This window comes from Oryzibacter oryziterrae, assembly GCF_021864535.1.
GTDB lineage: Bacteria > Pseudomonadota > Alphaproteobacteria > Rhizobiales > Pleomorphomonadaceae > Pleomorphomonas > Pleomorphomonas oryziterrae.
This window is the reverse complement of the sequence record NZ_JAKJIC010000003.1, coordinates 18,585-38,517: the sequence shown is the minus strand read 5'-3', so window position 1 is coordinate 38,517 and position 19,933 is coordinate 18,585. Positions and strand designations below refer to the sequence as shown.

17 protein-coding genes and 1 pseudogene are annotated in these 19,933 nt (G+C 57.9%); 10 read left to right on the top strand and 8 right to left on the bottom strand.

The window, feature by feature from the left end; genetic code table 11:
- Window positions 1-29: 29 nt before the first annotated feature.
- From L2I41_RS04705 to L2I41_RS04695, 4 genes and pseudogenes are all read right to left on the bottom strand, one after another.
- Window positions 30-1,832: a DNA cytosine methyltransferase gene (locus tag L2I41_RS04705; protein WP_255720116.1), complete on the bottom strand. Its 1,803-nt coding sequence runs from the start codon at window positions 1,830-1,832 to the stop codon at window positions 30-32.
- A 177-nt stretch (window positions 1,833-2,009) separates the two neighbouring features.
- The gene (locus L2I41_RS21605) at window positions 2,010-2,285 is read right to left on the bottom strand and encodes an MbcA/ParS/Xre antitoxin family protein (protein WP_390633825.1); all 276 of its coding nucleotides are present in this window, start codon (window positions 2,283-2,285) and stop codon (window positions 2,010-2,012) included.
- 271 nt (window positions 2,286-2,556) lie between these two features.
- Window positions 2,557-2,757: pseudogene (locus tag L2I41_RS04700) on the bottom strand (transposase); the annotation flags it as partial.
- On the bottom strand, window positions 2,754-3,125 hold the full coding sequence (locus L2I41_RS04695; RefSeq protein WP_237152362.1) for a winged helix-turn-helix transcriptional regulator: 372 nt from the start codon (window positions 3,123-3,125) through the stop codon (window positions 2,754-2,756). The gene L2I41_RS04695 and the pseudogene L2I41_RS04700, both read right to left, overlap by 4 nt.
- A gap of 97 nt (window positions 3,126-3,222) precedes the next feature.
- On the opposite strand from L2I41_RS04695, the gene L2I41_RS04690 reads away from it, so the two are divergent.
- From L2I41_RS04690 to L2I41_RS04645, 10 genes are all read left to right on the top strand, one after another.
- Window positions 3,223-3,549 (top strand): nuclear transport factor 2 family protein, encoded by a 327-nt coding sequence (locus tag L2I41_RS04690; protein WP_237152361.1) that lies wholly within the window; start codon window positions 3,223-3,225, stop codon window positions 3,547-3,549.
- Window positions 3,546-4,328: an SDR family oxidoreductase gene (locus L2I41_RS04685; protein ID WP_237152360.1), complete on the top strand. Its 783-nt coding sequence runs from the start codon at window positions 3,546-3,548 to the stop codon at window positions 4,326-4,328. Before L2I41_RS04690 ends, L2I41_RS04685 begins: the two co-directional genes overlap by 4 nt.
- A gap of 274 nt (window positions 4,329-4,602) precedes the next feature.
- Window positions 4,603-5,738, top strand: a protein-coding gene (locus L2I41_RS04680) for an IS3 family transposase (RefSeq protein ID WP_237152359.1) whose coding sequence is annotated in 2 segments (ribosomal slippage) — window positions 4,603-4,867 and window positions 4,867-5,738 — 1,137 coding nt in all. Because the reading frame shifts where the segments join, the coding sequence is not laid out codon by codon here.
- 741 nt (window positions 5,739-6,479) lie between these two features.
- Window positions 6,480-7,379, top strand: coding sequence for a thymidylate synthase (thyA, locus tag L2I41_RS04675; protein WP_237152579.1), 900 nt, complete (start codon window positions 6,480-6,482; stop codon window positions 7,377-7,379).
- A 2-nt stretch (window positions 7,380-7,381) separates the two neighbouring features.
- Window positions 7,382-10,015, top strand: coding sequence for a hypothetical protein (locus tag L2I41_RS04670; RefSeq protein WP_237152358.1), 2,634 nt, complete (start codon window positions 7,382-7,384; stop codon window positions 10,013-10,015).
- Window position 10,016: 1 nt separating this feature from the next.
- Entirely contained in the window at window positions 10,017-12,050 is a 2,034-nt protein-coding gene (locus tag L2I41_RS04665; RefSeq protein WP_237152357.1) for a site-specific integrase, read from the top strand.
- Window positions 12,047-12,580: a hypothetical protein gene (locus L2I41_RS04660; RefSeq protein WP_237152356.1), complete on the top strand. Its 534-nt coding sequence runs from the start codon at window positions 12,047-12,049 to the stop codon at window positions 12,578-12,580. Before L2I41_RS04665 ends, L2I41_RS04660 begins: the two co-directional genes overlap by 4 nt.
- 144 nt (window positions 12,581-12,724) lie before the next feature.
- Window positions 12,725-14,107 carry a site-specific integrase gene (locus tag L2I41_RS04655; RefSeq protein ID WP_237152355.1) on the top strand — a complete coding sequence of 461 codons (1,383 nt, stop codon included), beginning with the start codon at window positions 12,725-12,727 and terminating at the stop codon, window positions 14,105-14,107.
- 197 nt (window positions 14,108-14,304) lie between these two features.
- Entirely contained in the window at window positions 14,305-14,649 is a 345-nt protein-coding gene (locus L2I41_RS04650; RefSeq protein WP_390633823.1) for a thymidylate synthase, read from the top strand.
- Between the two features lie 175 nt (window positions 14,650-14,824).
- Complete coding sequence (locus L2I41_RS04645; protein ID WP_237152354.1) at window positions 14,825-15,859, top strand: DUF4424 domain-containing protein; 1,035 nt, start codon at window positions 14,825-14,827, stop codon at window positions 15,857-15,859.
- 137 nt (window positions 15,860-15,996) lie between these two features.
- On the opposite strand, the gene L2I41_RS04640 is transcribed toward L2I41_RS04645, so the two are convergent.
- From L2I41_RS04640 to hflK, 4 genes are all read right to left on the bottom strand, one after another.
- On the bottom strand, window positions 15,997-17,466 hold the full coding sequence (locus L2I41_RS04640; protein WP_237152578.1) for a Do family serine endopeptidase: 1,470 nt from the start codon (window positions 17,464-17,466) through the stop codon (window positions 15,997-15,999).
- A gap of 226 nt (window positions 17,467-17,692) precedes the next feature.
- Window positions 17,693-17,881 carry a DUF2065 domain-containing protein gene (locus tag L2I41_RS04635; protein ID WP_237152353.1) on the bottom strand — a complete coding sequence of 63 codons (189 nt, stop codon included), beginning with the start codon at window positions 17,879-17,881 and terminating at the stop codon, window positions 17,693-17,695.
- Between the two features lie 7 nt (window positions 17,882-17,888).
- Window positions 17,889-18,794, bottom strand: a complete 906-nt coding sequence (gene hflC, locus L2I41_RS04630) for a protease modulator HflC (protein WP_237152352.1) — start codon at window positions 18,792-18,794, stop codon at window positions 17,889-17,891.
- On the bottom strand, window positions 18,794-19,915 hold the full coding sequence (hflK, locus tag L2I41_RS04625) for an FtsH protease activity modulator HflK (RefSeq protein WP_237152351.1): 1,122 nt from the start codon (window positions 19,913-19,915) through the stop codon (window positions 18,794-18,796). Before hflK ends, hflC begins: the two co-directional genes overlap by 1 nt.
- Window positions 19,916-19,933 lie beyond the last annotated feature (18 nt).

Below are 19,933 nucleotides of genomic sequence, written 5' to 3'. Positions count from 1 at the left end.
TATCGCAATCATTGTTAGCCAGCCAGTGCTTAAACACTAACATTGGTGGAAACTTGCTTGGCGACGCCTACTGTGGTTCGCAGGATGAGGTGTGGACCGCGAGCGTCGGCAGGTGCAAGTGGACCTGGTTCCTCGAAGCGCAGCAATGACTGACGAGCCGCAATTCCAGGCTCGCCAAACCGGATTCGGCCTCCCTCTATATGTTCGATAGCGGGCAGGTGCGCGGACGCGCTCTCAGTTAGATTTTGGTGCAGCAGATCTATGCGCGCTCTTAAGTAGCGCACTGGAATCTCGATTTCAAAGCTCCCGCCGTGTCTGGCTAGAGTTGCCAAAATTAGAACGACCGCTCGGTCAATTGCGTCAACGTTTCCTTCCTTTACTAAAGGAACCGCGATGACAGTGTCAAAGCCTCCGACCCTAAACTGCTCATTGTAGGCTTTTGCTATGTCCTGATCCGAAAACGTGTCCCTGCGCACGCGCCATTCGTCGCGCCGGCGATACCTAAATGGAATGTTTTTCAAGCGATGGCCGTTCGCTACGACTGCGTCTGCAGCGATAGGTTCGCCCCACCCCGCTGGCCAATACGTTCCGCCACCATATCCGTCACGGGAACGGACGGAGTCGTTCTTCTTGTTCATGAACCGCTTGGCCATCTTCGGCAGCTTTTTTCCGCTCTCAAGCACCGAAGACGTTATTCTGGCTGGAACCCCGATTTCTGCGTCCTCAAGCAGATGACGCACCAAGCGCATCATAAAGTATGGAGGTACCGCATTGCCTACTTGGCGGTACTGAGCCGCGAGCGGGCCGATGAACTCGTAGGAATCTTGGAATCCCTGAAGCCGCGCGCCCTCGCGTACCGTTAGCGAACGATCGTGAACGGGGTGGGTAAAGCAGCCCGATGTGACGTTGCTGAAGCCTGCGGAGATCGTGTAGGATGGAGAATCTTCATGCAAGCGACCGTAAAGTGTGGCGTAATCGGTCAGGCGGACTCGCCGGAACCTATCAGGCAACAGCTCGGGAGGAATGTCCTTCCAACAGCCACCCTGCGGGACACTGGCAACACGTCTTCGATTGAGCTCCGACAACGTATATGCGCGATGGTTGGGAGCGAAGCCTCGGTTGTTTCTGACATAGGTTTGAAATGGCGTGAGATGGTCTAGCTCTGCTAGTTTGGCAATGTCGTCCTTACCGGCTTCCGCCAATAAGTCTGCGATCGCCTCGCGCACTGATACATATTTGGGAAGATCATATGTACCAAATGGAGTGTGGGTGTGTGCAGGAAACGTCCCCGCGCCTTCATCGGCCGCGGCAACAAGGATGAAGCGATTGCGGAGCTGCGGAAGTCCATAGTTCGCCATATTTACCACGTCGGCGAATACGAAATATCCTCGCTCCTCTAATAGCTTAAATAGTTCCCTTACAATAATCAGATTCCGTCCGTAGACGACTCCGGGGACGTTCTCCATCACGACTCGGCGTGGCTTTCGTCCTGCAGCAGTAAAGCCGTCCAGCAGTCTTATGAAGTGGACAAACAGCGCGTTGCGAGGGTCTTCGAGATGAAAGACACCCATTGTACTGACCGCCTGACAAGTTGGCCCTGCAAAGAACCAGTCGATCTGTTCGAGGCGTGCCCTCTCGACAACTTCCGTGGCAGAGACGGTAGATACGTCGCAACAGTCCACCAAGGCGCTTGGATGCGCATTCCTAAAGGTTTGAGAAGCATATGGGTCAATGTCTAGAGCCCATTTGATCTCTAGGTCTGGGATAGCAGCAAATGCTCCTGCCGACATCCCCCCGCACCCGGAGTAAAGATCGATTGCAACCTCACCCATGATTCCCCCATGCATTGAGGTGAGAATAGCAGTTGCACGCGATCCTGGCGACGATTTCCAAGGCACTCGCGCCCTAAGAGGCTAAGGGGTACCACTATTTCGCTGTTTGATGCCGTGAGTACCGCAAAAAAGCGGTGGCGACTCTCGCCCGCCGATTACGACGTCGATTTGAGATCATCAGCTCGGTATCGGCTTATACAGGCACATAACTTCTGGGTCTTGGTGCTGCCGAGAAGCCTCATCCATCTCGTTGGGCTGCATGTTGTGTCCGCCGCGAGCTGCATCGAGAAACCTTCGAACGCTCAAGAGACCGTCCTGCGTTCCCCTGACGACTAGGTCTATTGGTGCTCGGCCGTTAGATACCGCTGCGTGATGGGGAGGCCTGAGCCAGCTGACCTGATCCTGTTGGTTTCCATAGAGAGCGACGAGGGATTGGTGAATACCGAGAATCATTGAGGTTGTGGGATTTTCCCCGTGTATGGCGAATCCGGGTCTACAGGCCCGGCCTTTGGCCGGGTCCAGCGCATTCTTGTACTAGCCGCGCTGGGCTTAACGACGGGGGCGGCTACGGCGCTACTGAGGGGCGCGCCGCGCCCCCGTCTACCCAGCTCCTAGCGTTGTCGGGTAGGCCTCGATCGACAGAAGCGAGATCGCGACCTTCGCATGTAGGAGGCTGGGCTCCGCGTACCGGTAAGTTTCGGGAAATCCGAGTCCACTCTTAAATGAGGCGGAGCATGTCGGCCGGATGATAACTAGGTCTGCCGGTGGCCGCGCTAATCGCGCGCTCGAAGCCGAGCCCGACAAGATCAAGGCCGCCAACAAATTCATCGACGACACGAACGAGAGCATCCGGGGCAATGTAATCATCGATGCAGGGTGGCAATAAGGCGGTCTGCCCTCTATCCATGCCTTCAATAAAGCTCATAGCGTTGAGTCCTGGCTCGCAACGTCCGGATTTCCTCTATCGATGCCTTCGCGCTGCGCAGCCCAGGTGAGCAGCGCATCAAGAGCCGGGCACAGGGCCTGACCCCAGTCCGTGAGGCAGTATTCGACCTTCGGAGGCACCTGATGATGGACGATGCGGCGCACGATCCCGTCCTTTTCCATCTGCCGGAGTTGCTGGATCAGCATTTTCTGGGAGATCCCCGGGATCGCGCGTTCGAGATCGGAGAAGCGCAGAACATGCCCGCCGAAGAGGTGAAACAGGATCACCAGCTTCCAGCGCCCCTCAAGAAGCTTGAGCGCGTTCTCGACGCCCTCGGCAGCTGTTTCTCTCGTATGTTGGTTTGACATACTTTTCAGTTAGTACCTTACTTTTTCGTGTGTTCTTGCGATTTTGGAAAGTTAGGGCATTTTCAGTATCCAGACAAGGTCAACCCGGAGATCGATCATGACCCTCGCATTACCCAAACCCATAGCCGACTACTTTGCTGCGGATGCGGCGGATGGCGCGGCGGTTGCCGCATGTTTCACGGCCGACGCCGTGGTCGTCGACGAGAAGAAGACGTATACGGGGCGCGACGCGATCGCGGCCTGGAAGTCCGAGGCATCCGCAAAGTATGAATATGTCGCCGACCCCGTAGCCGTCGAAGATCAGGGTGACAGGGTCATCGTCACCGCACATCTGATCGGAAACTTTCCGGGAAGTCCGGTGGACCTTCGCTACGCTTTCACGCTCTCTGGTGACGTGATCGCCCGGCTGGAGATCGTCCCATGAGCTTCGATCTTGGCCTCTATGGAAAGCGCGCCCTTGTGACGGGCGGCACCAAGGGCGCGGGCGCTGCAGTGGTTCAGGCATTGGCGGACGCAGGTGCGCGCGTCGCGGCAACGGCCCGAACCGTGCCCGAGAATGGAACCGACAAAATCCATTACATCGCGGCCGATCTGCTGACAGCGCAGGGCTGCGCCAAGGTTGCCGAGGAGGCGGTTCACGTGTTCGGCGGCATCGACATCCTCGTCAATGTGCTTGGAGGATCGAGCGCGCCGGCGGGCGGCTTTGCGGCCTTGACCGATGAGGAATGGCAGAAGGAGATCAATCACAATCTCATGCCTGCGGTCCGGCTCGATCGGGCGTTGCTTCCGTCGATGATCGCGCAGAAATCGGGCGTCATCATCCATGTGACGTCGATCCAGCACGAACTGCCTTTGCCAGAATCGACGACCGCCTATGCAGCAGCAAAGGCGGCGCTGTCGACCTATAGCAAGAGCCTGTCGAAGGAAGTGACCCCCAAGGGCATCAGGGTGGTTCGCGTGTCGCCGGGCTGGATCGAGACCGACGCCGCCGTGGCGCTCGCGGAACGGCTCGCGAGGGAGGCCGGGACCGATTATGAGGGCGGCAAGAGGATCATCATGAATTCTCTAGGCGGAATCCCGCTCGGCCGACCGGCGAAACCGGCCGAGATTGCCGATCTGATAACATTCCTGGCATCCCCGCGCGCTGCAGCCATAACCGGTACCGAATATGTCATCGACGGCGGGACCGTTCCCACCGCTTGAGGTGGGGGCTCCCTCCGCAAGTTTTAGCACAGCCTGCCCCGCAACGCCCCCGAGAGTGAGAGTGCGGACGGGTTTTCCGTGACGGGTTGAGGGCCGGAGAAGAGGTTTCCGGCGCCCGCCGCGGAGAACAACGATGTTCAGGAATGACAGCAGCGGGCGTGCCGGCTCCGACCGGACGAGCCTTTACGACGACATCACCGGCAAGATCATTGAGGTGGTCCCCGAGAATCGGACAGTGACGTAAGCTTGCTCCGTGGCAATGAGGACGACTTCGGTGACGGGTACGAGGAAGCGGTATTCGGCGGCCTTCAAGGCTCAGGTGGCCCTGGAGGCGATCCGGGGTGAGCTGACGCTGGCGCAGCTTGCTGCCAAGCACGGCGTTCACCAGACGCTGATCAACTCATGGAAGAAGCAGGCGATCGAGGGGATGTCTGGGACGTTCTCTGGCAAGGCCGAGGCTGTCGAAGCGGACCGGCGGGACGAGATCGACAAGCTGCATGCGATGATCGGCCAACTGGTGGTGAAACGCGATTTTTTGAAACGGGCCTCCGGTCGTTGGGCGTTGATCGGAGGTGTCAGATGATCGAGCCGAAAAACCAAGATCTTTCAATCACAAGGCAATGCAAGCTGGTCGGCATCAGCCGCTCCGGCTTCTATGTCCCATCGGCGAGGGAGAGCGAGGCGAACCTGGAACTGATGCGTCTCATCGACGCCCAGTTCATGGAGACGTCGTTCTACGGCAGTCGCCAGATGGCGCGCCATCTGCGTCGTCTGGGCCACGCGGTGAACCGCAAGCGGGTCCGACGGCTGATGAAGCTGATGGGGCTCGAAGCGATCTACCCGCGGCCGCGAACCAGCGATCCGCATCCGGAGAACAAGGTCTATCCGTATCTTCTGAGGGACATGACGATCGACCGGCCCGACCAGGTCTGGTGCGCAGACATCACCTATATCCCTATGAGAAAAGGCTTTTTGTATCTGGTCGCTATCATGGACTGGGCGAGCCGACGGGTTCTGGCCTGGAAGCTGTCGAACACCATGGACACCGACTTCTGCATCGAAGCCCTCGACGAGGCGATGGCAAGGTTCGGCAGACCCGAGATCTTCAACACCGATCAGGGAAGCCAGTTCACCAGCCCGCGCTTCACCGGACGGCTCATCGACGCGGGCGTCAAGGTCTCAATGGTCGGCAGGGGACGCTGGATGGACAACGTCTTCATCGAAAGGCTATGGAGAAGCGTCAAATACGAATGCGTCTACCTCCACGCCTACGAGACAGGATCCGAGGCACGGGCCGGCATCGGCAGGTGGGTGGAGTACTACAATCTTCGGCGCCCACATTCATCGTTGGGCGGACGAACCCCGGCGGAGGTCCATGACGGCTTCCGAGGGATGAAACTGGCGGCGTGAAGAACATTCACGGGCAAGCTTAAGCTGGCCGCCAAGCTGTCCTGGAAATGGGGACCAGCTCAACATCGGCCCGGATATCAAACCTCGCGCCGTCCTCAGCGACAAGGGCTATGCCGGCAAAGCCTACCGGGATGACCTTGCCCCCATCGAACAGGGGTTTGGACGGCTCAAGCGCTTCAAGCGCGTCGCACTGCGCTGCGAGAAAACCACCCAAACTTCCGCTCAATCGTCAGCTTCGCCGCACGACTTTGCTTGATCAAGTTCGTCCACATGGCCTAACTAAACACGAACACGGAAATGACACATTGCAAATTCCGCCCAAATTCGACGCCGACGAACTCATTTCATCGAGTTCGCATTTCCGGCCACGCTAATTTCGATAATTCCGAGCAAAGGATGGGCAGAACAAGTTATCCACAGGGATTCAGAAAAAGAAAATCAGTTGAATCCTGGAATACTATTCACGAGTCCATCAATTATATATTTATATTATATCTTCTTATGACTCCATTCTATGACCTCTTGACGCAAGCCTACTTGGGTATTAGCGTTATTACATGCAATTCAGATTTCTGTGCGGAAGAGATCCGAAAATCTTGGCCGCACAGTGATTGAGAACAGAGCTAGATGAGACGGGCTAGCGAGTAACAGGCTTGGACGGTCAGGTGGCCGAGCGGGATTGTTGGCAGCCACCCCGAAAGGTAGAGCGCCAACAAGTTTGCGAGCGAGAGGAGCTTACAGATCGTGCGTCATCCCGAATATCAGTATCTCGACCTCCTGGAGCTCGTTCTCGAAAAAGGGGATCAGCGAATTGATCGGACTGGGGTCGGAACCAAATCGCTGTTCGGCGCCATGGTTCGGTTTGATCTATCCGACGGAACCGTCCCGATCCTGACGACCAAGAAGGTATTCTGGAAGACAGCGGTCAAGGAAATGCTCTGGTTTCTCACCGGAGAAACCAATCTGCAGCCATTGCTTCGGGAAAACGTCCGAATCTGGACCGATTGGCCACTAGCGAAATATCGCAAGTCGACTGGAGATGAGATTTCTCAGGAAAACTTCGAGAGGCGCATCATTGAGGACGACGAGTTCGCCCAAACGTGGGGCGATCTCGGTCCAGTATACGGTAAACAGTGGCGCCGATGGCTAGGCGCCGATGGTAAGGAATACGATCAAATCGCGGAGTTGGTCAGAACGCTGAGAACCAATCCGGCCAGCCGGCGCATGTTGTTCCACGCATGGAATCCGGCAGAGCTTAACTCAATGGCACTCCCCCCCTGCCACATGGTCTACCAGTACCACGTCACGAACGAAGGAAGGCTTAACTGCTTGTTATTTCAGCGCTCTTGCGATCTGCTTTTAGGCGCCGCTTTCAACTACGTAGGGGCGTCTGCGTTACAATTGATGCTGGCGCAACAAGCTGATCTTGCCCCTGGAGAGCTAATTTGGGTTGGTGGCGACGTTCATCTTTACCTCAACCACCTAGATCAAGCTCGGCAGCAGATCACTCGCACGCCGCGACCATTTCCGCGCATGCGGCTCTCCCGGCGACCTGACAGCATCGACAACTACAAGATTACTGACTTCGAAGTTGAGGGCTATGAGCCCCACGCGGCAATCAAAGCGGACGTAGCGGTCTAGAAATGTCCAGATCCATTGCTAAACGGCTTCGAGCGCTCCTCGACGGGGACGCGCTGGAAGAAGGCATAGTCGCGAGTCGAAACGATCAAATTAACAAAGCGCATTATGCGCGTTTGTTGAGCGTCTCAACTTCACTGCTGGGGCAACAACCCTACAGGAACATACTGTCCGAATACGAGGCGAAATACCAAATCGCAACAGGCCCCTTAGCGAAGCTTGGCGCCATGCACGCTTGGCTGGAAAAGGCATATAGATCCGGTGAACTGGGCCTACGAGACGGCCGAATAGACCGACAAGCATGTATGCAGCACTTCGAGCTTGCAGGCGGAACTGCACTTACGAGATTCCCTCAGATTCGAGAGCTATTCGATTCGTTTGACCATAGAGCCGCTGCAGACGACTACATACCGCTTGCTCGTCGCATCGAGCTGGAGAAAGTGAAACAATGGCTTCTGAAGCCGGTCCTTAACTCCGACCGGCTAACGGTCAATCGGCCGGCACTAACGCAATTTGCTGGGATCGAAATCGGACGCTTACAGGATCGTCATTTTCTGATGGCGATTGAAGCCTGTGAGAAGCGAATCCGTGACAAAGCTACGCGAAGCGAGATCGACCCATATTTCCACGACCGAGTATTTCCGTTTAGCGCGCTTCTCAATCTTTGGCCTCGCGCGTTTATCGAAAAGATCGGAGCTCGGTTCAAAATCGCATTTGCGGGCCTCGCCCCGGATTCTGTGAAGCGTATTTACCTGGTCCTCTTTGCGACCTTGGAGTGGATCGGCCAAAGCACGGATCACTATTGCCGCACCGTCATCGCCGACACGAGGACCACCGGCGACGTACGTAACAGCCGCGCCTGGGAAGATTCCGTTTATGCGTTTCGAGAGGTTCTTGTCAGCAAACAAAATCTAGGCGGCACAACAATTAGCGCTGATGCTAAAATCAAAGCCCTTCGTCTCGCACTTGAGGCTCTTGGGAGCAATCTCATAGTGCCAAAACTCTCCGCGGCTTTGCCGGGAATTAAGCATGCTCGGCGGCGCAGTACGCATCATTTGAAAAGCGTCGCCGAAGCGCTTCCAAAACGATCGGCAACCCCGGTCGACCCGTACGTGCAGTTTGCGCAGATACAGTTCGGTCACGCCTGCAGATCGACTGGCAGCGAGTCGGATAGGGGTGAGCTACAGGGGTTCCTCTCAGGAATTGCCGAAGAGCTTAGGCATGTCACTTCCCTTCCTCCAGACCCCTCAACGGCAATCCTGCAGGTACTAAATCGGCGCTTGGGCACACTGAAAGATGCAGCCAACGCAATAGTGCAGACTGCTCGTGCAAAACTGGATTTGGGTCGACAGCTCCTGGGGTTGGCAGACATAGACCCTCGCGACTTCGAAATGAAGTATACCGGTGCAGATCTCAATCGTTACGACAGGATTACCTTAGTTCGGAAGTATTTCCCATTTCCTATGGAGGTTACCGAGGGCACGCGCGAGCGCAGCATCGGAAATCTCCTCAAAATTATCGTCAATAATTTCGGAGGAGCTCCACCATCTGCCCACACGCCTATCCCTGGCTACGGACAGTTCTTGCAGAAGCGCTATCTGGAACTTGGCGGCTTAAGATATCTCGAAGGTCTTTTGTTGCCCGATGCCGACGCGGTGGGGGCGGTCCTAACCCTGTATTTGTGCGAGGCCGGCGCTAATGTCAGTGTTGGTCGGACTCTCGACCGCCAATGCATCACGGAGAGTGATGTGCCTGGTTTCTCGCGTATCACTGGCCACAAAGCACGAGCCCGCGGGAAGGCGATCTACATCGATCTTCCTTCCGACAACATAGCGATCAAAGCTATCGAATGGCTGAAATCTGCCACTGAGCCGCTGGCACGCCGTGCCGCTACCGATATCGATCGGCTCTTCTTGATCAGGGTTGGCTCACGAGTACAGCTAGCAACGCCCCACTGGTACACGAGTTGGTTTAGACAGTTCGCGGAATCCAAGTTTGGCGACCAAAAGATTAGCTTAACCCCAAACATGCTTCGTCCAAGTGTTCTTCTGCAAGCATGCCTTGAAAATGACGGTCGTCTCCAACTAGGGCAGGCTATTGGTCAGCACTCCTCGCAGGTCACGCAAGGATATCAACAAAAATGGCCAGCGAGGGTGCTCTACGATACGCAGGTACGACGATTCCAAACAGATCTTGAAACCATAATCGCTGCAAGTATCCCAGATGCCGCAACGAGGCTTGGGCTTCGCGAGGATGAGCTTCAAGAGCGCCTTGCTCAAGTTGGCCCTTCGGGCCTCGGTACCTTTTGTCTCAACTTAAAAAACAGCTCTGGCCCGCGGCCGAAACAATGCCAAACGCTGAAATGCTGGGATGATTGTCCTAATCTATTGATTATCGCCGATGTCGACGCGATAGCAGCGCTCCAACTATGGCAGCTCTCTCTTCGCGACGCAGCCGCCGATTGGGAGCGGGATCATCCTGACCGCTGGGAAGCAATCTGGCTCCCATGGTTGTGCCTGGCTGATGTGGTGGAGGAGAAAATGACCCGCGGTCCGCTAATTAAAATTTGGCAAGCCGCCTCTAAACGCGCACAGGCCCTCAAAGCGTCGCCTACCTTCGTCCCGCATAGGCCTTGGTAAAATGAACCAGACACATTCGTTCAGCGAGAGTGCGATTCCGCAGACCAGCGAGGCCACCGAGGATATAGATGAGCAGCGGCACGCGGCATGGCTGCTATCACCGTACTCAGCGCCCGAGTGGCGCATTACTGACAGTAATGACCCTAACCATACGGCCGACATATCCTTCGCCTATAGACTGGCCGACGGCAACCTTCTCACCGAGTGCCATCAGCTCTATGCGACCGTGAAGGAGTACGCTTGGTGGATGAGGGATCCGCGCTTCACGAAAATAGATGACGCCGTTACCCACGCGGCACTGGTTCGCAATCTCATGCACATAGTCCATGCGCTGACGCTGCGAGGCATTTATTGTTTCAAGCACTTGGTTCCGTTCGACATAGTACAGTTAATCGAAGAATGTAGGTATGGGACTGACGCTGTACTTCACGCGTCGGAGCGTATTGAAAAACATCTAGAAGGCCTAAAAGCCTCCGGCCTCCCTCTTCCCAAATACACATCTCCAAAGGGTCACACCAGCAACTATGTTTGGGTGGAGAAACTCTTAGCCGACAGCCACCTTCCGGAGGGGACGGCAAGATGCCTGCCGAGGGTGACATGGCTGATTGCACGCGCAGCGAAAGCATCGGGACTGGATATGAAATCCTTCCAGGCGGGGAATTTGCCCCCATTTCGAAACCAGACATCACCGGTACTTGGTCGATGGCTCGATCCACTTGAAAGCCTTTGGACCATGCGCCGTCACATGAACGCTGAATCCATCACTTTCAAACCATTTCCACTTGGCGCAGCTAAAGTCGCTGCAATCAAAGGCATCGCGGCAGAACGCACACCAATCCCACCACCTAAGCTCGCTTTGCATTTGGTGGAGCAGGCCGCACGTCGCGTCCTGGAGCGATCAAACACAGGAACCAGGGCAACCGCTCTGCCATGGCCGGAAATCGTTAAAACGGCGACTGCGTGTTGGATAATACTCGCGACTTTTACGGCGCGCCGGGATCGTGAGATCGATGAGCTTACCGAAGACTGCCTGGCTGGCGATGACGCAGGCGGTTGGTGGCTGCATATCTATGTCGAGAAAACTTTGCAGCGAAAGGAGTGGATTCCAATACCAAGGATAGCCGCTCAAGCCGTCCGACTTCTCCTTTCCATCAGCAATAATGCTCGGAAAGAGAGCGGAAGATCCCTGATTTTCCTCGCGATGAAAGAAGGCGGCTCCACTGTGCAACTGGACGTCGGTCAACACCTTGACGAGTTCGCTGCAGCCGCTGGCGTTCCCCTTCATCAACCGCGTGGTGGGCTGCCTCAGGCTTGGCATTGGACACCGCACCAGATGCGGCGCCTCTTTGCGACTCTATACTTCTATCGACACGATGGAGCGACGATAGAGGTTCTATCCCATCAACTACGTCACTTCAGTATGGAAATGACACGCCGGTACGTCACACTGGATGCTGAAGCGGCCGCGATTTGGCAAGACACCGAGATGAGCTACAGGAGCAATTTCGCTCGTTCCATTGCCGCGGGCGAGCGTGCGGTTGGTGGACCTATGGGGGAGCGCCTAAAGAAAGTAGCGGCGCGCATCATTGGCCAGTTTCGGCGAAAAATGCAGGTCGTTTCACCTGATCGCGCCGGCGCGAGTCTCTTCATGTTTATGGAGCGCGAACGCCTGGTTCTCACTCCCAAACCCTGGGTTACGTGTTCCTGTCCGCTCTCGAACGACGCGGCCCGAAAGGCAGTCTGCCGGCAAGAAGACCCAAACCTCGTGAAGGCAAAGGGACCAGACTTCTCCAACGCCGGGCCTCTTACTTGCCACAAGTGTCCGTTCGCAATTGTCGAAGGTTCCCGAACCGCCACAGTCTGTGGGGAAGTTGAGCATCTCCAGCGAGCACTAAAAACTAGCAATCACAAGCCCACGCTGTTTGAGGACCTTGAACGCCTGAATTTGATCCAAATTAGCAATGCGTACGAGGTAACCTACAGTTCAGCGCGCCCCCTTGAGCCAGCCCTAGCGGACAAAGAGGCATCGGAATGAAACAAAAGTCGAAAATTGTCGACTTGCTAGTTCGATCACAGCCAATCCGGTCATCAATCATCGACAGGATCGAGCGTCGAATAACCGTGCTAAGCGAATGGGTAAAAGCGGGTGTGCCGCAAGAGAAGCATTGCAGCGTGCCCAAGAGTCTTCGAGCAGCAAAAGACTGGGAGGATCCCGAGCTTGGTATAAGCCGGATCGCCTCTCCAAATGATTTTACGCAAAGGCACCCCGTTTATGGAACTCGTGTCCGCGAAATCGCACGCCTTTTGACCGAACTTAATAAGAGCACACGGCGTCCGGGAGTTCAGCATATCGCTCCTTCATCAGCTACTACGATCTTCGACAAACAGGAGGCAAAACGACAACTGGAACAAGTCGTTTCACAGTGGCACTCGGAACGACACTTGCGCGAAATTGAACAAAAGCGCACCGAGAGCGCGCAGCGCCGCGCTGCGTCAGCGTTGCAGGAGAACGCTGAGCTCCGACGAAAACTCGCGGTCTACGAGAGGCCGGCGATCATTTCTTAAGCCGCAAGCTCTCTGGCATATCACGCGCTTCTGAGACCCGCTCTTGTCGGGGCCGATAGCACCGTGCGTTTGCGATAGTTACCGCGTCCGTCGCCAATCGTGTCAAACAAAGTGACCGAGCGGACATGAAAGTCAGCCTCTTCAATGGAAAAACGACGCAATCGCCCCGCATCCGGAATAATCGTCAAGACCGACGCGTCGTGCATCATTGACGGCACTGCTCACCCGGGCATCCCCACGGTGGTTTGGCCCGAAGGCATTGACGAAGTAGCATCCGACTATCTTCGATACCTCGTTATTTCCACTGGAGCTCAATCATCAAGCGCTTACGAATATGCCAAGATACTGCGGATATTTCTGCGGTTCTGCCGTGAGAAAAGTCGTCGTTGGGATTCCGTTGATGACCAGTTCCTGACCGTCTGGCGCGAGCACATGCGCCGGGCAAAGCGCAACGAAACTCAACGAATTAATACCTCGCTTCTGGCTGTCTTCGGGTTCTACCGCTGGGCCGAAGAAACCAGTCGTATTCGATTTCACGTCGGTATTTACGATGCACTTGACGCACCCGCTGACAGCCCTCCGCGGAAGTTCCCGATTTCGGCTACGAAGTACTTCGTGAAAAGCAAACGCGGCCGGGTCTATGGCGGATTCACTACGAGACTGACTCTGCGTATATCGCGGTCTAGTCAGGGAAACAAACACACACCAACCGAGGAGGAGAGCCGGCGGATACATGCATTGGCCATGGACCGTAGGCATGGAGAGCGAAACACACTCATGTACAGCTGGGCAGAAGAGACTGGCCTGCGACGAGCGGAAATTCTGAGAGTACGTCTCTCTTCCCTTCCAACCTATGATCAGATCGATGAGCTCACAGAAGAAGACGCGAGCTGGCGCATCGTACTTCGCCGAAAGCGCGGAGGCACGTGGTTCGTAAATGTCCCGGCAGATCTAATCCAGCGAACGCTTGAATGGGTCGAATTCGGTCGCAGAGAAATAGTGGCTCGGTGCCGAGCGAAATTCATAGCCTACCAAGATCCAGACTTCGTTTTTATATCGAGCACGACTGGAATGCCCCTTCATCCGGACAGTGTTACTACACTCACTAGGCGCGACTTCGCCGCCGCCGGTGTCGCCAAGGCCAGCTTACACAGGTTCAGAGCCAAGTATTGCATCGATGTTATCGAAACACTTTTGGATTCTATTTTCGATCAACATCCTCTTCAAGAGCTACATTCCGGTTGGGCTGAAACCATATTGGTCAAAGCTGCAGAAATGATGGGGCACACAAGTGCAATATCGCTAAAGCCATACCTGAACTATGTTTTCAATCGCAAGATCCGATTAGCGGATGCCACAAAAGAGCGAAAGTTAAATCTAGACATCAGACATCTTGAACAACGTCGCGTTCAACTGATGAAAGAAGTTGACCGCCTTTCGGAGCTCACAAAAGAAACGTCCTCATCGACAAAAAGAACGAGAACATCTAGACATGGCAAGCCGAAAGCCGCCAAATCTAGTAAGTGAGGCTACCAATTTGGCCGATCAACGCCGCCCTACAAGCCCGGCCTACGGCCGGGTCCGTAAGGAACTGGTGTATGCACGCTGAACAGTCGGGGGCGGCTTCGGCGCGATATAGGGGCGCGCCGCCCCCGCCCGCTCAGCTCATCGCGATCTTGAGAAAGTTGCGCCTGACAAAGCGGTGCCAGCTCGGAATACTGAACGTGAGTATCAATATGCCATCTGCCCCCGCCGCCAAGGCACCAATCATAGCGCTTGCCTCACTGACCGGAAAAGCCTTCAATCTGGCGGGCACGGCGGCGCTGCAGCGCATGCTGGCCCAGCAGGCGGGCCTCGAGCCGGGCGAACTGGTGTGGGTGGGCGGAGACGTGCACCTCTACCTCAACCACATGGATCAGGCGCGCGAGCAGATGGCCCGCACGCCGCGCCCCTTCCCCAAGCTCACCTTCGCGCGCAAGCCCGACAGCATCGACGACTATCGTATCGAGGACTTCATCATCGACGGCTACGATCCGCATCCGCCGATCCAGGCAGAGGTGGCGGTGTAGCCCGACGAGCTGTGAGACAGACCGTAAGAAGCCGCATGATTTTACCGAATGCCCCCTCGACAGCGGGAGGGAAATCGGGCCAATTTCAACGAGATGCTGCGGCGCGTCCGACGCGCTGCAGACTGATACGGCCCGATCGGAGGAGACGGCCGGAGATCATCACAGAGGTTGTTTCATGAAAGTCATTACGCTCAGCGCTGCCCTCCTGGCGGCCACCGCCTTCACGGCCCCGGCCTTTGCCAACGACACCATGGCCGAGCTGAAGGCCGGCGGCCTCTATTACATCAACTCCGAAAACGTGCAGATGGCGCAGGAGGATCTCTACCTCTCCATGAAGGAAGTGCGCGTCGACTATGTCTTCCACAACAGCGGCGACACGGACGAGACCTCGGTCATCGCTTTCCCCATGCCTGACGTGGAAGGCAGCGGCGACTTCATGGTGACCATCCCCAACGAGAACTCCGACAACTTCATGGACTTCTCGGTGTCGGTGGAGGGCAAGGAGGTCAAGACCAAACTCGACCAGCATGCCTTTGCGGCCGAGGTGGACGTGACCGCCCTGCTGCGCAAGTACAATGTGCCGCTGCAGCCCTACGGGCAGGCGACGTCGCAAGCGCTGAACGGCCTGTCCGAAGATGTCCTCAAGGACATGATGAGCCGCGGCATGGTTGTCAACATTCCCTATAGCGACACCGCCGATGGACCGATGAAGGATGACTATGTGCCGATGTGGAAGCTGAAGACCACCTATTGGTGGACCAACACCTTCCCTGCCGGATCGGACGTGCACGTCTCGCATCGCTACAAGCCGAGCGTGGGTGGCACCACCGGTCTGCGGTTCCTCAATTACGGCGACGGCGAGCGCTTCAGTGGCGAGACCTTCGACCAGGAGAAGATCCAGTATTGCATGGACGACGGTTTCCTGAAGTCCGTCGGCAAGCGCCTCGATGCCGCCGGCCCGGACGAGACGCCGCTGGTGGAAAACTGGATGTCCTACGTGCTGACCACGGGCCAGAACTGGGGCGGCACCATCGGCAAGTTTCACCTGACCGTCGACAAGGGTGATCCGAACAATCTGATCAGCTTCTGTGGCAACGGCATCAAGAAGACCGGCCCGACCACTTTCGAAATGTCGGCCGACGACTTCTATCCGGAAAAGGACATCGACCTGATGATCCTGGTGAAGCCCGACTGGAATCAGCCGCAGTAATCATCGCCGGAACCTTCGCCGGCCCGGGGCCAGACCTGGTCGGCAGGCGAAGGCCCTGGGGTGAACTCCGTGAACAAAGAAAAGGCCCGGCGAGGATATCCCCGCCGGGCCTTTTGCATTCGGTCGTCCTCGATGGATCAGTCGATCTTCACGGCGACGAAGCGCAGTTCACCGGCAGGATTGGCCAGCAGCAGCAGCGCGGACTTGCGGCCCTGATCCTTCTGCTTGGCGACGATGGCCGTCACATCCTCGGGCTTGGCAACGCTTTCCTGCGCCACCTCGACGATGGTGTCGCCGGGCTGGATGTTCTTGTCGGCGGCGGCACTGCCGGCGGCGACTTCCGCGATCACCACGCCCTTGACGTCGGCACCGATCTTGAACTTGGTGCGCGCGTCGTCATTGAGCTCGCCGAGCGTCAGGCCGAGGACCTTTTCGGCCGGCTTGGGCTTGTCGGCTTCCGGCTTGGACTTGTCGTTGGCCGCAGCCTTCTCGCCCTCTTCGAGGCGCCCGAGCTTGACCTTGAACTCCATCTCCTTGCCCTTGCGGACAACCTTGACCGAGACTTCCTTGTCGACGGGCGTGTTGGCGACGATGCGCGGCAGTTCGCGCATTTCCTTGATCGGCTGGCCATCGAACTCGACGATCACGTCGCCGGCTTCGATCTTGGCGTCGGCAGCTGGGCCACCGGCGGTGACATTGGCCACCAGTGCGCCGCGCGCCTTGCCCAGGCCAAGGCTTTCGGCGAGATCGTCGGTCACTTCCTGAATGTTGACGCCGAGCCAGCCGCGATGGGTGACGCCGAAGTCGCGCAACTGCTGCACGACGCCGGAGGCGATTTCCGACGGGATCGAGAAACCGATGCCGATGGAGCCGCCCGACGGCGAGATGATGGCGGTGTTGATGCCGACCACTTCACCCTTTTCGTTGAACAGCGGACCGCCGGAGTTGCCGCGGTTGATGGCGGCATCGGTCTGCAGGAAATTGTCATAGGGGCCGGAGTTGATGTCGCGGTTGCGGGCCGAGACGATACCGGTGGTCACGGTGCCGCCGAGGCCGAAGGGATTGCCGATGGCCATCACCCAGTCGCCGACGCGCAGGTGCACGCTGTCGCCGAACTTGACCGCCTTGAGCGGCTTGTCCGGCTTGACGCGCAGCACGGCGAGATCGGTCTTCTCGTCCTTGCCGACCAGCTCGGCCTTGAGCTTGCTGCCATCGGTGAAGTTGACGGTGATCTCGTCCGCGTCCTCGATGACGTGATTGTTGGTGACGATGATGCCCGAGGCATCGAGCACGAAGCCCGAGCCCAGCGACTGCACCTTGTGCGGCTCGCCACCGGTGTCGCCACCGTCGCCCGAACCGCCATCGCTGCCGCCGTCACCGCCGCCCTGGTTCTGCTTGTTGAAGAAATCGTCGAAGAAATTCTGGAAGGGCGAGCCGTCCGGAACCTGCGGCAGCGGCACCTGGCGCTGCTCGGCAATGGTCTGCGAGGTGGAGATGTTGACCACCGCGTCCATCACCTGTTCGGCAAGATCGGCAACCGAATCCGGCCCCTGCCCGGCGGCGAAGGCCGAGGGCACCGACAGCGGCCCGGCAAAGCCGGCCACCATCACCAGAGCTGCGGCAGCCGATGTGAAGGCACGCGTTGCCTTGCGCAAAGGATGAGTCTCAAATCCATTCAACCAAACGGCCATTGGCCCTGTCCTCCTGCAAGCGGCGCGACCCTAAGGGGACCGACGCCGGCAACTTGCCCCGATCATCAAAAGCTTTGCGCGATTGGAGCGCCCAAATTACGGCGCGTCAAGCAAATCCGGCGCGCCGGATCTGCCTCCCCCCTCAGCCGCTCTTGGCCAGCCAGACGATCAGCACGCCGACCGCCATGGCCACCACGCCGCCGATACGCAACACCGTATCCGACAGCTCCGAAATATGCTGCACCGCCTTGCGCATGAGGAAAGGGGCTGCTGCGTACAGCAACCCCTCCATCACCGCCACGAGCCCGAGCGCTATGACGAATTCGTTCACTCTGGCCTCACTGCGCCACGGGTGCCGGCTGAGCCGGCTTGCCGTCGGCGCTTCCGAAGAAGCGGAAGAACTCACCTTCGGGCTTCAGCACCATGGTGGTGCCGGCACCGCCGAGCGAAGCCTGATAGGCCTGCATCGTGCGATAGAACTCGAAGAAGTCCTTGTCCTTGCCATAGGCGTCCGCGAAGATGCGGTTGCGTTCGGCGTCACCCTCGCCGTGCAGAATGTCGGCGTCGCGCTTGGCCTCGGCAACCAGGACCGTGGCCTGACGATCGGCCTCGGCGCGGATGCGATCGGCCTCCTGCTTGCCTTCGGCGCGCAGCTCGGCGGCCTCGGCACTGCGTTCGGCCTTCATGCGCTCATAGGTCTGGTCGAGCACATTGGCCGGCAGTTCGGTACGACGGATGCGCAGCTCGACGATTTCGATGCCGAGCGTCGCTGCCTCGGGACGCACGAAGTCCGCCACTTCCTTCATCATGGCCGAGCGCTCTTCCGACAGGGCGTCGGAGAAGGGACGCGTGCCATAGACGCGACGAAGCGCCGAGTCGAGACGGGTCTTCAGGCGGTCAGCAGCATAGGCCATGTTGCCGGACACGCTTTCACGGAAAGCCTTGACGTCGGTGATGCGATAGGCGGCGAAGGCGTCCACCACATACTGGCGGCTGTCCTTGACCTGCACCACGTTGTTGTCGAGCTCGAGCGTCTGCAGGCGCTTGTCGACGATCTGCACCGTGTCGACGAAAGTGGTGGGCAGCTTGAAGTAGATGCCGGGTTCGGTGATCACCCGCTGGATCTCGCCGAAGCGCAGCTGGATGGCCTGATCGCGTTCGGTGACGATGAACACGCTGGAATACAGCACGATCAGCGCGACGGCGGCGACAATCAGGGTGACGGGCATGGCAAGGGCGCGCATCACTGTCCTCCCTCGGTCGTCGTGGCAGGGGCGCTGCGCTTGATGTCGGGCAGCGGCAGATAGGGCAGCACACCGCCGTTGGCGGCGTTGCTGTCGAGCAGGACCTTGTCGGTACGCGACAGGATGTCCTGCATGGTTTCGATGTAGATACGTTCGCGCGTGATCTCAGGCGCCTTCACATATTGCTCGTAGACCGAGTTGAAGCGCTGGGCCGCACCGGTGGCGTCGGCGATCACCTGATCGCGATAGCCGAGGGCAGCCTCGCGGATCTGCGAGGCCTCGCCGCGGGCGTCGCCCTGACGCTTGTTGGCATAGGCCTGCGCATCCTGCTTGAACTTGTCCTGGTCCTGCTGGGCGCGCTGCACCTCGCCGAAGGCATCCATGACCTGAGCCGGCGGCTCGGCCTTGGTGACGTTCACCGCCGTGACGGTGATGCCGGCGTTGTAGGCGTCGAGCGTTTCCTGCACCTTGGCCCGCACGGCCGCCTGAGCGGCTTCGCGACCGGTGGTGCGGAACTCGTCGGCGCGCGTGCGGCCGACCACTTCGCGCATGACCGATTCCGAGACGACGCGCACCAGATTGGGCTGGTCATCGACCTTGAAGAGGAACTTCACCGGGTCGGCGATGCGCCAGAGCACCGAGAACTCCACGTTGACCAGGTTCTGGTCGGCGGAGAGCATGATGGAATCACCGCCCGATATGGACGAGGTGCCACCGATGATTTCCTGGTTTTCACGCAGGAGCGTCGGCTTCTCCACCGTCTCGATCGGCCAGAGGGCAAAGTGCACGCCCGGCTCGTTGATCTCGGGCTTCACCTTGCCGAAGCGCAGTTCGATACCGACCTCGTCGGGCTGGACCACATAGATGCTCTCGTAGAGCCAGAAGCCGAACACGACAAGCGCCACCAGCGGCAGCGCCGCCAGCATGCTGGCCGGCTCGCCCGGGCGGCCGGAACCGCCGCCACCGGGCATCATCTGCCGGATCTTGTCCTGTCCACGCCGGAGCAAATCTTCGAGATCAGGGGGCTCGTTGCCGCCTTTGGGGTTGCGCGGAGGCTGGCCCCAGGGGCCGTTACCGCCCCCCTTCCAACCGCCGCCACCGCTCTGATTGCTCCAGGGCATGTGGGTCCTTTCCTCATA

Excerpts from the sequence above, each read along its gene's own strand:
- L2I41_RS04685 (WP_237152360.1), top strand. The coding sequence starts at position 3,546 with ATGAGCTTCGATCTTGGCCTCTATGGAAAGCGCGCCCTTGTGACGGGC.
- hflC (WP_237152352.1), bottom strand. The coding sequence starts at position 18,794 with ATGCGCGCCCTTGCCATGCCCGTCACCCTGATTGTCGCCGCCGTCGCG.
- L2I41_RS04640 (WP_237152578.1), bottom strand. The coding sequence starts at position 17,466 with ATGGTGGCCGGCTTTGCCGGGCCGCTGTCGGTGCCCTCGGCCTTCGCC.
- L2I41_RS04665 (WP_237152357.1), top strand. The coding sequence starts at position 10,017 with ATGAACCAGACACATTCGTTCAGCGAGAGTGCGATTCCGCAGACCAGC.
- L2I41_RS04645 (WP_237152354.1), top strand. The coding sequence starts at position 14,825 with ATGAAAGTCATTACGCTCAGCGCTGCCCTCCTGGCGGCCACCGCCTTC.
- L2I41_RS04690 (WP_237152361.1), top strand. The coding sequence starts at position 3,223 with ATGACCCTCGCATTACCCAAACCCATAGCCGACTACTTTGCTGCGGAT.
- L2I41_RS04655 (WP_237152355.1), top strand. The coding sequence starts at position 12,725 with ATGGAAAAACGACGCAATCGCCCCGCATCCGGAATAATCGTCAAGACC.
- L2I41_RS04670 (WP_237152358.1), top strand. The coding sequence starts at position 7,382 with ATGTCCAGATCCATTGCTAAACGGCTTCGAGCGCTCCTCGACGGGGAC.
- L2I41_RS04660 (WP_237152356.1), top strand. The coding sequence starts at position 12,047 with ATGAAACAAAAGTCGAAAATTGTCGACTTGCTAGTTCGATCACAGCCA.
- hflK (WP_237152351.1), bottom strand. The coding sequence starts at position 19,915 with ATGCCCTGGAGCAATCAGAGCGGTGGCGGCGGTTGGAAGGGGGGCGGT.
- L2I41_RS04695 (WP_237152362.1), bottom strand. The coding sequence starts at position 3,125 with ATGTCAAACCAACATACGAGAGAAACAGCTGCCGAGGGCGTCGAGAAC.
- L2I41_RS21605 (WP_390633825.1), bottom strand. The coding sequence starts at position 2,285 with ATGATTCTCGGTATTCACCAATCCCTCGTCGCTCTCTATGGAAACCAA.
- L2I41_RS04705 (WP_255720116.1), bottom strand. The coding sequence starts at position 1,832 with ATGGGTGAGGTTGCAATCGATCTTTACTCCGGGTGCGGGGGGATGTCG.